The sequence below is a fragment of the Gemmatimonadaceae bacterium genome, from assembly GCA_019637355.1.
Taxonomy (GTDB): domain Bacteria; phylum Gemmatimonadota; class Gemmatimonadetes; order Gemmatimonadales; family Gemmatimonadaceae; genus Pseudogemmatithrix.
Genome location: JAHBVT010000001.1, coordinates 364,489 through 378,855 on the forward strand (window position 1 = coordinate 364,489; position 14,367 = coordinate 378,855).

13 protein-coding genes are annotated in these 14,367 nt (G+C 70.9%); 2 read left to right on the top strand and 11 right to left on the bottom strand.

Translation table 11 applies throughout. From position 1 onward, the window contains the following. Positions 1–151: 151 nt before the first annotated feature. The 9 genes from queE to KF689_01610 form a co-directional block, all read right to left on the bottom strand. Complete coding sequence (queE, locus tag KF689_01570; protein MBX3132058.1) at positions 152–781, bottom strand: 7-carboxy-7-deazaguanine synthase; 630 nt, start codon at positions 779–781, stop codon at positions 152–154. A gap of 61 nt (positions 782–842) precedes the next feature. Next, entirely contained in the window at positions 843–1,541 is a 699-nt protein-coding gene (queC, locus tag KF689_01575; GenBank protein ID MBX3132059.1) for a 7-cyano-7-deazaguanine synthase QueC, read from the bottom strand. Beyond that, positions 1,538–3,235 carry a methyl-accepting chemotaxis protein gene (locus tag KF689_01580; GenBank protein MBX3132060.1) on the bottom strand — a complete coding sequence of 566 codons (1,698 nt, stop codon included), beginning with the start codon at positions 3,233–3,235 and terminating at the stop codon, positions 1,538–1,540. The genes queC and KF689_01580 overlap by 4 nt, the downstream gene beginning before the upstream one ends. Beyond that, a complete protein-coding gene (locus KF689_01585) occupies positions 3,232–4,329 on the bottom strand; it encodes an ABC transporter substrate-binding protein (GenBank protein ID MBX3132061.1) in 1,098 nt (365 codons plus the stop codon). The genes KF689_01580 and KF689_01585 overlap by 4 nt, the downstream gene beginning before the upstream one ends. Before the next feature lie 111 nt (positions 4,330–4,440). Then, positions 4,441–7,623, bottom strand: a complete 3,183-nt coding sequence (locus KF689_01590) for a protein kinase (protein MBX3132062.1) — start codon at positions 7,621–7,623, stop codon at positions 4,441–4,443. Beyond that, entirely contained in the window at positions 7,620–8,723 is a 1,104-nt protein-coding gene (locus KF689_01595) for an agmatine deiminase family protein (protein MBX3132063.1), read from the bottom strand. The genes KF689_01590 and KF689_01595 overlap by 4 nt, the downstream gene beginning before the upstream one ends. After that, complete coding sequence (locus KF689_01600) at positions 8,723–9,661, bottom strand: carbon-nitrogen hydrolase (protein ID MBX3132064.1); 939 nt, start codon at positions 9,659–9,661, stop codon at positions 8,723–8,725. Before KF689_01600 ends, KF689_01595 begins: the two co-directional genes overlap by 1 nt. Before the next feature lie 16 nt (positions 9,662–9,677). After that, positions 9,678–10,994 carry a DUF4147 domain-containing protein gene (locus KF689_01605; GenBank protein ID MBX3132065.1) on the bottom strand — a complete coding sequence of 439 codons (1,317 nt, stop codon included), beginning with the start codon at positions 10,992–10,994 and terminating at the stop codon, positions 9,678–9,680. Positions 10,995–11,007: 13 nt separating this feature from the next. Beyond that, positions 11,008–11,580: a peroxiredoxin gene (locus tag KF689_01610; protein MBX3132066.1), complete on the bottom strand. Its 573-nt coding sequence runs from the start codon at positions 11,578–11,580 to the stop codon at positions 11,008–11,010. Between the two features lie 63 nt (positions 11,581–11,643). On the opposite strand from KF689_01610, the gene KF689_01615 reads away from it, so the two are divergent. Both KF689_01615 and KF689_01620 read left to right on the top strand, forming a co-directional pair. Then, the gene (locus KF689_01615) at positions 11,644–12,081 is read left to right on the top strand and encodes a helix-turn-helix domain-containing protein (protein MBX3132067.1); all 438 of its coding nucleotides are present in this window, start codon (positions 11,644–11,646) and stop codon (positions 12,079–12,081) included. A 119-nt stretch (positions 12,082–12,200) separates the two neighbouring features. Beyond that, entirely contained in the window at positions 12,201–12,713 is a 513-nt protein-coding gene (locus KF689_01620) for a response regulator transcription factor (protein MBX3132068.1), read from the top strand. Positions 12,714–12,716: 3 nt separating this feature from the next. Here KF689_01620 and KF689_01625 read toward each other — a convergent pair whose 3' ends face one another. Together KF689_01625 and KF689_01630 are read right to left on the bottom strand one after the other, a co-directional pair. After that, positions 12,717–13,568 carry a hypothetical protein gene (locus tag KF689_01625; protein MBX3132069.1) on the bottom strand — a complete coding sequence of 284 codons (852 nt, stop codon included), beginning with the start codon at positions 13,566–13,568 and terminating at the stop codon, positions 12,717–12,719. Between the two features lie 56 nt (positions 13,569–13,624). After that, on the bottom strand, positions 13,625–14,362 hold the full coding sequence (locus tag KF689_01630) for a hypothetical protein (protein ID MBX3132070.1): 738 nt from the start codon (positions 14,360–14,362) through the stop codon (positions 13,625–13,627). Positions 14,363–14,367: the final 5 nt, after the last annotated feature.

The following is a 14,367-nucleotide window of genomic DNA, read 5'->3' on the forward strand; positions in this document are numbered from 1 at the left end:
ACTCGGACCCAGCCTGGCCTTGGTGACGGAAATCACCCCGGCGGAGGACACCCTAACTTCCTCTGCCGACGGGTGTCCGTCAACCTTTATAGGCGGGCCGCCCGCCCCACCCGGACGGGGCGCGGGCCGCGCTGGTCCCGCCCTGCCGCCCTCAACGGATGCCGAGCGCCTTATGCGTCTGGACCGACAGGTGCCACTGGGGGTGCGCCAGGCAGTAGGCCACGGCCCCAGCCGTGGCCTCGGCAATCCCCGGTCCGTCCATCGGCTGCAGGTAGAAGTGCCGGAAGCTCATCCTCGCAAAACGCTCGGGCGGCGCCTTGTCCTGAGGATACACGAGCTTGAGCTCGTCCCCCCCGCTGACGGCAAGGGGTGCATCGGCCTTGGGACTCACACAGACCCAGTCGATCCCTGCCGGCACCGGCTGGGTGCCGTTGGTCTCCACCGCCACCTCGAATCCGCGGGCGTGCAGCGCAGCCACGGCCGGCGCATCGAGCTGGAGCAGCGGCTCCCCGCCGGTGCAGACCACAAACGGTCGCCCCCCGGCATCGGCCGGCCAGCGGGCCGCCACGGCCTCAGCCAGCGCCTCCGCCGTCGCGAACTTCCCGCCGTCGGGCCCGACACCCACGAAGTCCGTGTCGCAGAAGCTGCACACTGCCGTCGCCCGATCCCGCTCACGTCCGGTCCAGAGGTTGCACCCGGAAAACCGGCAGAACACGGCCGGCCGACCGGCGTGAAAGCCTTCGCCTTGAAGAGTGTAGAAGATTTCCTTGACGGAATACATCGGGACGGATGACGGATGACGGAGGACGGAGGCTACAGTCCAATGTAGCATCCGTCCTCCGTCATCCGTCCCGATCCGCTTCCTCAAACCCCTTCGCCCGCAACAAGCACGCATCACAGCGCCCGCAGGCCTCGCCCGTGGGAGCGGGGTCGTAACAGCTCGTCGTCATCGCGTAGTCCACGCCGAGGGCGCGGCCGCAGCGGATGATCTCGGCCTTGGTCATCGCGATCAACGGCGTCAGCACGCGCAGTCGCTGCTGGCCTTCCACGCCGGCCTTCGTCGCGAGGTTGGCCATCTGCGCGAACGCGGCGATGTACTCGGGACGACAGTCCGGATAGCCGGAGTAATCGAGGGCGTTCACGCCGATCAGGATGTCGTTGGCGCCCAAGGTCTCAGCCCAGGCGAGCGCGAAGGACAGGAAGATCGTGTTGCGCGCCGGCACATACGTCACCGGGATGCCCTCGCCGACGCCGCTGAGGTCGTCGTGCTTGGGCACGGCGATGTCAGCGGTCAACGCGCTGCCGCCGAAGAGGCGCAGGTCAATGTCGACGACGACGTGCCGCGCCACCTTCCATTGCGCGGCCAGCGCCCGGGCCCGTTCGATCTCCAGGCCGTGCCGCTGGCCGTAGCGAAACGTGAGCGCGTTGACCGCGTAGCCGGCATCGGTGGCCATCGCCAGCACGGTGGCGGAGTCGAGGCCTCCGCTGAGCAGCACCACGGCCGGCGTGCCCGGTGCGACCTTCGCCAGCACGTCGCTCATCCCGTGCGCAGGCTGGCGACGATCTCGCGCAGGCGCACCGAACCCTTGAGCAGGGCGTTGGCCGCGCCGGACATCTCCTCGCAGGCCGCGCTCTGTTCCTGCGTGGACGCCGAGACCTGCTGTGCCGCCGCGGCGTGGCCCTCGGCCGCGCGCGCCGCCGCCGAGATATTGGACGCGGCCTCGTTCACCGCCGCGACGTTCTGGTCTGCGACGCTGCCGAGTCCGTCGGCCGCGCCGCGAGTGCGTTCGGCCGACTGGCTGATGTCGCCGAGGGCCGCATCGATGCCCTGCGACGCCGCCTCGATGTCCGCGACGCGCGCGGCCCCGGTCGCCATCGCCTGCGTCGTCGTGCCTACCCGCCGCGTGACCACGGCGGTCAACTGAATCACGTCCTCGGCCGCCTGCTGTGCTTGGTCGGCGAGCTTGCGCACCTCGTCGGCGACGACGGCAAAGCCGCGCCCCGCCGCGCCGGCGCGCGCCGCCTCGATCGCCGCATTCAACGAGAGCAGGTTGGTCTGCTCGGCGATGCGGCTCACGATCGCGACGAACTGGTTGATGCTCTCGGCGGTGGCGTTGAGCTCCTTCACTTCGAGCGCAGCGTGATCCACCGACTGGCGGATCTCGGCGAGCATCGTGCGCGACCGCGCGATCTCCTGGCGCTTCTCGCGCGAGAGGCGTTCGATCTCGCTGGCGAGGTCGGCGACCTCCTCGGCGCCGGCCTTCACCTCGTGGGCGCGCTGCCGCACGCCGCCGAGCGCGCTGTCGGCGTCGCGCAGGGCCGAGACCTGGACCTCGGCGCCCTCGGTCACTTCGGACATCGCGGTGGCCGTCTGCGTCGCGGCGAGCGATACCTGCTCGGCGGCCGAGGTGAGCTGGTGGGCGGAGGTCGCGACTTCGTCGGAGGTCGCGCTGGCCACCTCGGCTACGCGGGCGAGGTTGGCCGCCGAGGTGTTCATCGCCTCGGCGAGTTCGCGGAACTCGCCCGGCAGGTCGGTGTCGGTGCGGACGTCGAGCTCGCCGCGGCTGAGTGCGCGGGCGTGTGCCACGAGTTGGCTGAGTGGCGTGCCGATCGACCGGCCGACGGTCGTCACGATGCCCAAGCCCAACGCGATGGCCCCGAGGACCACGAAGAGCAGGAAGCGCTGTTGCCGCGCCGCCGACTCTTGCAGCGCGGCGGTGGTGCGCTCGAGGCTGGTGGCGCGCTGTGCGTCGAGGCGTTCGATATCCGAGGCCAAGGCGGTCTCGAGCTCCCGCGTCTCGGCGATGCGCGCCTGGGCGGCCGTCGTGCGTCCGAGGTCGGCGAGGCGGTGCGCCGCGGCGAAGGCCGTCTCGAGGGCGGAGAGGCGCTCATCGATGGTCGCCACGAGCACGACTTCGTGCGAGCTGAGCCCGCTGCTGGCGTTCAAGGCGCGTTGCGCGGCGTGCGCGCTCCACCCGGCGTCGCGGAAGGCGCGGAGGTCGGCCGCGTCGCCGCGTTCGAGGTAGCGCCGCCCGGCCGTGATCTGCAGCGCGATGTTGGTGGAGAGCGTGGCGCTGAGTGTGGACTCGCGGCGTACCGAGCCGAGGGTGCGGCCCATCTCCTCGCTGAGACTCCCGATGGCGGCACGGCCCACGGCTCCGGCCAGCACGAGCAGGCCGACGACGATGGTCAGGCCGAGCGTGAGCCGGCTGCGGATGGTATCGAGGCGGATCATCGGGACTCCTCCACCGGCACCAAGGCCCCGCCGCGCACACGGGTCATCGTCAAGCTCTTCCCGATGGGATCGCCGGTGAGCTGGAAGGCGATGGCGCCGGTGACGCCGCGGAGGGGGTCGCGCGTGGTGCGCGCTCCGAGCCAATCGCGCAGCTTGGCGCGGTCCGGGCCCACGGCGCGCAGGCCGGCCGCCATCACCTGCACGGCATCGTAGGCGAGCGCGGCGTTGCCGTCAGGATCTTCGTTGTACTTGGCGCGGAAGGCCTCGACGAAGCGTTGCGCCTCCGGGCGAGGATCCAGTGAGGTAAACGGCGCGCCCACGAGCGCACCCTCCGACGCCGCGCGATCGGCCACGACACCGGTCCAGCCGTCACCGCCGAGGAAGTCCGCCGTGAGTCCTTGCGCCCGCGCCTGCCGTAGCAAGGCCATCCCCGAGCGCTCGGTGCCCGCGACGAAGACTAGGTCTGCACGGCGGGCCAGCGCCCAGGCGACGAAGGCTTCGGCGTCACCGCCGCTGCCGTCGATCGGATCGAAGCCCAGCACCTCGCCGCGGAAGGTGCTGCGGAACGCGTCGGCGAGCCCGCGGCCATAGGCGTCATTCTCGTAGAGCACCAGCGCCCGCCGCTTGCCCATCCGGTCGGCGAAGCGCGCCAGGTCGGCACCGTTGGCCGAGTCGCTGGAGATGACGCGGAACACCCAGCGCGAGATGCCCGTGAGTTCCGCCGAGGACGCCGTCGTCGCCAAGGCGGTGAGCTGGCCGTCGTACACCTTGGAGGCCGCGACCATCGCGCCGGAGGTGACGTGCCCGACCACGGCAGCGATGCGCTCGTCGTCGACGAACTCCTGCGCGATCGTCGCGGCTCGCGAGCCGTCGCCGCCATCGTCACGGAACTCGATGACCAACTGCTGGCCGTCGATGCCGCCGCCGGCGTTGATCTGCTCGAGCGCTAGCTCCGCGCCCCGCTTGTTGGCGATGCCGAAACCCTCCTCGAAGGGGCCGGCCATCCCGAGCCGATATTCGGCGGCGGAGTCACCGCAGGCCAGGAGCATTGCGGCGGGGGCGAGGAACGACAAGTAGCGACGGAGATTGCGCATCAGGGGGACGGAAGACGGAGGGGGAGCCGTCTGCGAGACATCTATATCTATGCTCCCGCGACTGTCAGTAATCTGGACAGTTCCGAGTCGATTCGGAACGGCCGAGGGCGCTCAGCTTGCTGAGTCGCGGAGGGCGGCGAGGCGCTGCCGGGCAAGCTGCCGGAGTGGTTCGATAGCTTGGTCGCCGAGCGAAGTGCGGCGGAGGAACTCCTCGTACGCCGACATCGCCTTCTGCCGGTCCCCGACGCGCTCGTAGAGCGCGGCCCTCGTGAGGAAGGAGCGCGTGTAGACGACGAATCCCGGCTCACTGAGCGCCTGTGCGTTGAAACGGCCGGGATCCAGCGCCTCGAGATACCGGATCGCCCAGTCCGTGTTGCCGACCGCTGCCAGCACCTCCGCGCGGCCGTAGGCCCGCTGGCCGGCGAAGCCGAAGCGCGCGGTACGCAGGCTGTCGGGTGGCGTGAAACGCTGGGCGATGTTGCGCGCCGTGGCGGTGTCGCCGCGGCTGAGGGCCTCGAGCGCGTCGAGGTCGGTGTGCTGCACCGTCCCGCCGCCGGGCAGGCGGCGGATCGCGTTGGAGTAGAGCGTGTCGCGCGTCGCGAGATAGGCGGCGTACATCACGCCACCGGAGGTCGCCGCGACCTGGGCGAGGACGCCCTCCGCGCCGCCCGCGACGCGGCGGGTACCCTCCGCGAGCAGTCGGCGGTCCGCGGCCGACACGCTGCCCGTGATGCCGGCGCGCAGGCCGGCGGCGTACCAGCCGAGCACCTGGCCCGTCGGCGTGCTGGTGAAGGGAAAGACCGGGTCAACCTCCTCGACGTAGGCCAGCACGCGCGCGACTTCCGTCGCGTTGCCGACTGCGGCGGCGGCATTGAGTGCCGTCGCGATCGCGATGATGCGCTCGTTGGCGGGCACGCGCCGGAACTCGGCCGGCGACGTGCCGCCGAGGACATCCCGCATCTCGGTGAAGGCCTCGAGCGGTTGGTCGGCGAGCAGGCGGAACGTGATACGCTGCATTCGCATGCCGGGCGTGCGGAGCCCGGGCCGCTGCATCGCTCGCTCCATCGTGAGCAGTGCGGAGTCGACCATTCCGGCCACGAAGAAGCTGTTGGCCAGCGAGAGGTGCGGAGTGGATGCGTCGGGGTCGGCACGCACCCAGCCGCGCGCCATCTCGAGTCCGATCTCCTGCGCCTGCATCCGTCGGCGTTCATATCCGGCTGGCCCACCGATGGCCTGTAGCTGCTCGGGGCTGGCGAGAATGAGGACCGTATCGCCATCCAGCACGGCCTGCCGTTGTGGGCTCGCGAGGCCCTGATACTGTTGCACCAGATGGCTGTAGGCGAGGTGGAAGGTCGAATCGATTTCGATGGCGCGCCGGAAACCCGCGATGCTGCGGTTTACGCGCTCCGAGATGCGGGCGACGGACTCGTTCGGTGCCCCGACGTCGTGGAAGTACGAGTCGGCGAGGCCGTACCACCCCTCGGCCACCAGCGAGTCCGTCGAGAGCAACTCAGCATAGATGCGCTGGGCGTCGAGGAGGCGTTTCCGGGAGTCGTCTTGGCCGGCGAGTACAGCCGAGAGGCCCTCGACCAGCGCGAGATGGCCTTGTACCAGCAGTTGCTGGCGGCGGGGCAGGCGGTCCGCCAGCTCAGCGGCGCGCCGCGCAGAGTTCACATACTCGGCCGACGCGCCGTCGCCCCAGCCCAGCGCCAGCGCGCGCCTGTGCCAGGCCAGTGCGAAGGTGGAGTCGGCGGCGATCGCGACCTGGAAGGCGGAATCGGCTTGCTGCAGGCGCCACGAGTTGAGGTAGCGGACGCCGTCGAGATACGCGCGGTAGGCCGTCAGCGAGGTGGTGGTCTGCCGAGCGACGTCCACGCTGGCCGAGGTCGCGCCGCCGGCGACGTTGAGCAGGTAGCGTGCGAGGTCATCGAACAGCGACCGCGGATCGGCGCTGAGCGCTGCGGCGCGCGTGACCGTGTTGAGCGCGCGACCGCCGCGCACGTCGTACAGCCGCGCCGTGACGAGCAACGAATCGGCGGTGGTGGACACCTGGCCCATCACCAGCGTCCCGGCGCCGCCGCGCCGCGCCATCTCCTGCGCGCGGTCGAGGTCCACGCGTCGGTCCTCGGCGCCGGCCTCGCGCACGTATTTCATCGTGCGCTCGTAATCCATCACCTGCAGGTCGGTCCACTGCGCCAGTGCCAGCGTGAGCATATTCACGGCGCCGTCCCGCAGCCACTGCACGTCGGGGTTGCCGCTCTGGATCTCGAAGGGCACGACGGCGTAGCTCTTGCGCGGGTCGCCGCCGCCGTCGCGCGAGCCGAAGGCCGCGTAGGCGCCGAAACCCAGCGCCAGCACCGCGACGCTGATGGCGGCCCAGAGACGTCGGCGCCCCGCCGGGGGACGGAGCGCACCGAGCGCGCGCGTCGCGCCCGAGCCTGGCGTCGGTGTCCACGAGGCGGCGATCATCTCCGCCATCTCGCGCCCGGTAGTCCAGCGCTGCGTGCGGTCCTTCGCCAGCGCGCGGTCGATCGCCACCGCCGCGCCCTCCGGCACCTGCGCCGCCGCTTCGGCCACCGGCTTCGGCGTCTCCGTGAGGTGCTTCACCAGCATCCCGGCCACGTTGCCGCTCTCGACCACGGGCTTGCCGGTGAACATCTCGTACCCGACGAGGGCCAGCGCGTACAGGTCGCTGCGACCATCGATCGTCTGCTCGCCGGTGGCCTGCTCGGGGCTCATATACCGCGGCGAGCCGAGGATCATCCCGGTGCCGGTCATATTGCCGCTGCCCTCGAGCGCGCGTGCCACGCCGAAGTCGGTGAGCATCGCGCGACCGGTCTCGCGGTCGATCAGGATGTTCTCCGGCTTCACGTCGCGGTGCACGATGCCGTTGGCGTGGGCATAGTCCAGCGCCATCGCCAGTTCGTGCAGGATGCGCTCGCCGTGCTCCGCCGAGACCTTGCCCTCGCGGCCGAGCAGGTCGCGCAGCGACTCGCCCGGCACGAGCTCCATCACGAAGTACAGCAGCCCGTCGGCTTCCCCCGCGCTGTACACGGCCACGATGTTCGGGTGGCGCAGCTTGGCGACGGTGCGCGCCTCAAGGAGGAAGCGCTCCTTCAGCTCGGGGTTCAACGCCACGTCGCCGCTGATGACCTTGATTGCCACGGCGCGGTGCAGCGTGCGATCGGTCGCACGGAACACGCTGCCCATCCCCCCTTGGCCGAGCAGGGACTCGATCTCGTACTGCGAGCCGAGCCGGGCCTCGAGGGCGCTGCGCAGTGCGTCGCTGTTCATCCGGTCGCCTTGCCGCGGCCGTGGCGCGCCGCCGGCTGTTGCTGCGTGAGGCAGTGCAGGGTGCCGAGACCCCAGACGAGGTCCACGGCGTGGATGCCTACAATCTGCCGCGACGGCATCAGCTCGGCGAGCGTGTTGAGCGCCACACGGTCGTTGGCGTCGTTGAACGTCGGCACCAGTACCACGCCGTTGGCGATGTAGAAGTTGGCGTAGCTCGCCGGCAGCCGCGTGCCGTCCATCACGACGGGTCGCGGGTACGGCAGGGTCACGACGCGGATCGCATTGCCCTCGGCGTCCGTCGCGCCCTCGAGCCGCGTGAGGTTGTCCAGCGAACGCGCGTGGTTCTCGTCGGACGGGTCCTCTTCGTGCGCCAGCACCATCACGCCCGGCGCCACGAAGCGCGCGATGTCGTCCACGTGGCCGTGCGTGTCGTCACCGACGCAGCCCTCGCCGAGCCAGATGGTCTTGGTGATGCCCAGCGTCTCAGCGAAGATCCGCTCGTAATCGGCGCGCGTGAAGCCGGGGTTCCGCACCTGCACGTCGCTGAGCAGCCACTCCTCGGTCACGAGCATCGTGCCGCGGCCGTCGGTCTCGATGCCGCCGCCTTCCAGCACCACACGGCCCTCGCCGTCGTGCCGCTGCGGTTGCGTGAGCGGGAGGCCGGTGTGGTCGGCGATGAACGCGCCGATCTTGTTGTCGCGTTCGAAATTCTCGTATTTGGCCCAGGCGTTGAAATCCCAATTCACCGCGTGCACGACGCCGGCGGCGTCGTGCACGAAGGTCGGGGCCGAGTCGCGCAGCCACACGCGGTCCGTCGGGCACTGCATCAGGTGGATCCGGCCCTGCTTCACCTCGTGCATCCGCAGGCAGTGCCAGGCCGCTTCTTCCGTCTTCTCGTCGTGCACGAGGATGTTCACGCGCTCGTGCTCGGCGAGCGCACGCGCGATCTCGGCGTACACCCAGGGGATCGGACCGAACTTGCCCGGCCAATCGGGTTCGTGGTGCGGCCACGCGATCCAGGTCGCGTCGTGCCGCTCCCACTCCGCGGGCCAGCGCACGCCACCCGCTGCCGCGCGCGGCGCCGCCTTCCGCGCGGCCATCAGTGCCCGATCCAGCGCGAGAGGATCGGTTCGTAGGCGTCCACGCGGCGGTCGCGCAGGAAGGGCCAGTTGCGCCGCGTGTACTCGATCAGCGCCGGGTCGCAGCTGGCGATCAGCGTGTCCTCGTCGGTGCCCGCCTGCGCGAGATAGCGGCCGTAGGGATCCACGATGAAGCTGTGCCCGAAGAACTCGATGCCGTCCGTGCCGGCCTCGGGCTCGAGGCCCACGCGGTTGGGTGCGGCGACGAACACGCCGTTGGCGATCGCGTGCGCGCGCTGCGCGGTGCGCCAGGCGTCGGTCTGCGCCGCACCCCACTCGGCCTTCTCGGCCGGATGCCAGCCGATCGCCGTCGGATAGAACAGGATGTCCGCGCCGAGCAGCGACGTGATGCGCGCACCCTCCGGATACCACTGGTCCCAGCAGATGAGCACGCCGATCGTGGCGTAGCGCGTCTTCCAGACCATAAAGCCGCCGGCCTCGCCGCTGGGGCCGCGCATCCCGGCGGGCTGCACCGGATGGTCGCTCTCGCCCGGGGCGAAGTAGTACTTCTCCTCGAACATCGGGTCGTGCGGGATGTGCATCTTGCGGTACACGCCCAGCGGCGTGCCATCGGCGTCGATCACGACGGCGCTGTTGCGGTACACGCCCGCCGCCTGCTTCTCATAGATGGGCACGACGAGCACGACCTGCAGTTCCTTCGCGACCCTCGCCAGCGTCGTCACGGTCGGACCATCCACCGGTTCGGCCAGGTCGAAGCGCGAGGCGTCGAGCTTCTTGCAGAAGTAGGGCGCGTTGAACAGTTCCTTGAGGCAGATGACCTGCGCGCCCTTCTTGGCGGCGTCGCGGATGCGCGTGACGGTCGCGTCGAGGGTCTGCTGCGGCGTGTCGAGGACGCCGTCCTGGATGGCGGCGACGGTAAACGGAGGGCGGGGACTCATAGCGCGGAATTTCGCCCTACGGGCCGCGCACCGCTACCACGATGTCCATCACGTTGGTGCCGGTGTGCCGCGCCGGCAGGATGGCGTCGGCGGCAGAGAGCGCCCCGTAGGCGTCGCAGCGCGCAAGGGCGCGCGCTGGATCGGCGCCCGCCCGCTGGCTCGCGCGCCAGGTCTCGCGCCCGACGAGTGCTCCGGCCGCCGGGGCGGGCCCGTCCCGGCCATCGGTTCCCGCCGCCAACACCCAGGCCTCCGCTGCGAGGTCGTCCAGCGACTCGGCGGCGGCCAGCGCAAGCTGCTGGCAGCGCCCGCCCAATCCGTGGTCCTCCGGCAGGCGCACCGTGGTCTCGCCGCCCCAGATGAGGCAGGTCCCGGGTGTCGCGCGCGCGAGCGAATGCGCAATCACGTGCCCCGCCGCCGTCGCGTCGCCGGTCAGCGTCGTACGTGAGAGCAACACGGGTGCGTATCCCAATCGTTGCGCCTCGGCCGCGATGCCTTCGAGCGCCGAGGAGTTGCCCACCACGAAGGGCTCCTCGATGCGGGCGAAGACTTCGCTGCCCGGCTTCGGCGTCTCCGGCAGCGCACCGGCGCGCATCGCACCCAGCGTACTGGCAATGGAGAGCGGAACCTGCTTGGCGAGCCCCGCATCGCGCAGGATGCGCTCCACGTGCCAGGCACTCAGCGGGTCCGGCGAGACGGGCCCCGAGCCGATCATCGACGGATCTTCGTTGGGCACGTCAGCGAGCAGGATCGGGATGACGCGCGCGCAGTCGAGTGCGGCGGCAAGGCGGCCGGCGCCCCAGCGCGAGAAACGCTTGCGCACGGCGTTGATCCGTGAGATCGGGACGCCCGCACCGAGCAGCAGCGCGTGCAGCTGCGCGAGATCCTCCGGGCGTACGCCGGCGATCGGTGCGCCGATGAGGCTCGAGCTGCCGCCCGAGATGCAGATGATCACGACATCGTCGCGACCGATGCGCTCGAGCAGCGCGCTGACGCGGTCGGATGCCTCCAGGGAGCGGACGCCTGGGACCGGGTGGTCGCCGAGGACGTACTCGAGCACCGCGTCTGCGTGCCGCATCTGCCCGTCAATCGGTGCCTGAGCCACCACCAGCCCGCCGGCCACGTGTAGCCTGCGCGCGCGGCACTCCAGTGCCGTCGCGGTTGCCATCGCGTGCGCGGCCTTGCCGATGGCGAGGATCCAATGCGGGCGGTCGCGGCCGAGCTCGAGCGTGACCTCGCTGGCGGCAAATCCGCGCCGCACGGTGGCGGACGGGTCGGCGGCGGCGAGTGCGGCGTCGTATAGGGCGCTAGCCGTCGCTCGCGCTGACGGCGTCATTGCAGCAGCGGGGCTAGTTGCCGCTCCGCGCGCGCCGCACCGCCTCGCCCAGCTCCGTGTAGGAGTCCGCCGATAGCTCCGCAAACGGCCGCATCACGTGGGTGATCCGCCCGTCCGGCCCCACCACGTAGAGCACTCGCCGAAGCAGGTTCATCGCCGGATATTTCACATCGTAGAGCTGCCCGACGGTCGCCTCGCGGTCGCTGAGGAAGGTCATCGGGAAGTTCTCGTCCTTGGCCCAGGCGGCGATGGTGTCCACCGGATCCGTGCTCACGGCCAGGACCGTGACCCCCTCGCCACCACTAAAGAGGCTCGGGAACTGGTCGCGGTAGGTCTGCATCTGGACCGTGCAGCCTCGGGTCCTGGCCCGCGGGTAGAACGCGATGACAACGACTTGGCCGCGCAGGTCGGACAATTTGACGGGGTTTTGACTCACGCCCACTTTCGTTGCCGCAGGCAACGAAAAGTCTGGCGCGAGGTCGCCAACGCCCGGGGTGCCCCCCTGCGGGGCCTGTTGGGCGACGAGGGGCCCGGCGGCCAGGATGAGGGCCGCCGCGGTGATGGAACGAACGAGAGAAGTCTGCATATCCGTAGTCTGGGCTCCCTCGGAGGCCGGCGCAATGTCAGTCCAACTCTTCATTCTCAGGGAATGAACACCTCCAGCAACCCAGCGCCCTCCGCGCAGAGCATCGGTGGCGAGATGGTCTCGCTGCTCCATCGGCTCGGCTTCGACGTCGTGGTCCGGGATCCGGACACTGTCGATATCCTGGCAGCCAGCCCCGGCGCCGAGCGCGCCCTGCTCGCGGCCACGCCCGGGGCCGTCCGCGTGGCCACGGCACGAGTCGCTGGGGTGGCCGTCCGGGTCGAGCTGCTGCAGGCCGCAGCCGCCACCCCCGTGCTCACGCCGCGGCAGATGGCCGTCGGCGCCCTCCTCAAGGACGGGCTCCGGAACCAGGACATCGCCGACCGGCTGGGCATCAGCGTCCACACGGTCCGGCGGCATATGGAGCAGGTCTTCCGACGGCTCGGCGTCTCGGATCGCGAGGCTGCCTCGGCGTTGATTGAGTCCATCAGCGCCAAGTCGTAGGTCGCGTCCGGAGGCCCCGCCGCTGGCGGACGCTCCCGGGACGCCCTGCGGACGCTGGCCGGACAGTCGGGGAACTGGGCGCTCCTAGCGTTGAGGCGTACACCAACCCGGAGTCGCCGATGCTGAACGCCGCCTACCCCCGCCCGTCGCTGTCTGTCGCCCGCCGTCCGCTGCCGTCCACGCCCGGTGCGCTCGGCACCGAGCTGGCCACCCTCCTCCGTGCGATCGGCGTGCCGGCCGTCGTGACAGACTGCGCCGGCCGCGTGATCGCCGCCACACCGGAAGCCGCGCACGACCTCGCCTGGCGCGGCGGCAGTCTGGGGGACGGAGTGGAGGTCCGCATCTGCGGGCAGACCTTCAAGCTCGTGATGACCCGCGGCGCCTCGCGAATGCAGGGCCTCGACCTCACGCCGCGCCAGCGGGTGGTCATCGAGCTCGTCGCCGAAGGACTGCGCAACCAGGAGATCGCGGACCGGCTCGGCATTTCGCTGCACACCGTGCGTCGCCACGTCGAGGCCCTGCTCAAGCGCCTCGGGGTGCACACCCGCGCCGCGGCGGCCGTGCTGCTCAAGGAAGCTCAGCGTCACGAGCAGCTCGGCGGAGCCTCCAAACACCCGTCCCGGGCCGCCTGAGCGCTACGGCGCGCTCGGGGCGTCCAGCACCCGCAGCGCGCCGGGCACGCAGGCGATTGTCACCGTGGCCGACTCGGCGCGGTGCAGTTCGCCGTCGAGCTCCAGCCACGGCGGGGCGGGGCAGGTCACCGTGAACTCGGGCGCGGCCGTGTGCCGCACGGCGGGATGATGCAGGTGCGTGCCGGTCAGGGCGCGCACGAGCAGGGGCAAGCGTCCCAGCCGGATGCCGTCGCCGAAGAGCACGGCGTCGAGGCGACCGTCGTCCACTCGCGCGCCGGGTGCGATGCGGAACGTGCCGCCGAACTCCTTGCCATTGGCGATGACGAGCATCAGGCGCCGCGCGGAAGCCGACGCGCCCACTCCGGCGATGCCGCGGACCTGCGCGTCGAGCCCGGCATAGGTGAAGAGCTCACCCAACGCCGCCGCCACATAGACCGCCGGCCCCCGCAGCAACGGAATGCGCTTGGTGGCCTGCAGTACGGCCACATCGAAGCCCATCCCCGCGACGTTGGCGAACCAGGCATCGCCGGCGCGGCCGAGATCGACGCGGCGCTCTTCACCGCCGGAGGCGACCAGCGCGGCCATCGCGTCCACGTCCCGCGCCGACGCGCGGAGGTTCTTGGCGAAGTCGTTCCCCGTGCCTGCCGCGACGAAGGCCATCCGCGCCGGCGAGCCGAGCTTGCCGAGCGCGACGGCGCACTTGCCCCAGGTGCCGTCCCCGCCGGCGACGACAATGGTGTCGATGCCATCATCGAGGGCCTCGTGCACACGGCGCGCTTCGTCCCCCGGCGCAGTCGTCGCGACGAGGTCGGTGATGCCCTGCCGCGCGAAGGCGGCGCGGATGCGCGCGTGCATCCGCGCGCCGCGGCCGCGACCCGAGGCCGGGTTCCAGATGAGCCGCGTGCGCAGGGTCAGCCGGAGCGCAGCTGGTCGGCCAGCGCGCGGGTCTCGGCGTCCGGCGCGGCGTCGAGCTCCTGCCGCATCGAGCGCGCGAAGTCGTCGTAGAGCTTGAGGGCGTCGGCGCGGGCGCCGGCGCGCGCCAGCAGTTGCATCAGCTTGCGCACCACGCGCTCCTCAAAGCGCACGAGCCGGGCCACCTTGCGCACCCACTGCGTGGCCATCGTGAGGTTGGCCTCGCGCTCGAGCTGCTCCACGTAGCGCAGCGCGTGCTGGAGCGCCGTCTGGCGAACGGCCTCACGCTCCTCCTCCAACCACTGCTCGAAGCCCGGGGCGTCAGCGAAGAATCCCGGCAGCAGCGGGCCTGGGTACAGCTCGATCGCGCGCAGGAACTGCCCGGCCTCGCCGGCCGCCTCGAGCGCATCCACGTCGCACCAGACAAGGTCACGGTTGAGGGCCAGCTCTTCATCGCCGCGGCTGAGGATGACCTCGTCGCCGATCGCCTTACGGACCGCGTGCACCGCCTTGCGCAGTGCCGTGCGCGCCGACTCGGTGTCCACCTCGGGCCAAAACAGCGTGGCGATGAGGTCGCGGCGATGGTAGCCGCGCGGCCGCGCCACGGCGAGGTACGCCAGCAGCGCCACGCGCTTCGTCTGCGTGAGCAGCGCGTCCGCCTCCGGATGCCCGACCAGCTTCACCCCGCCGAGGAGGTGAAGCTGGAGCGGACGATCGGGCGAAAACGGGAGCGCCACCAAGG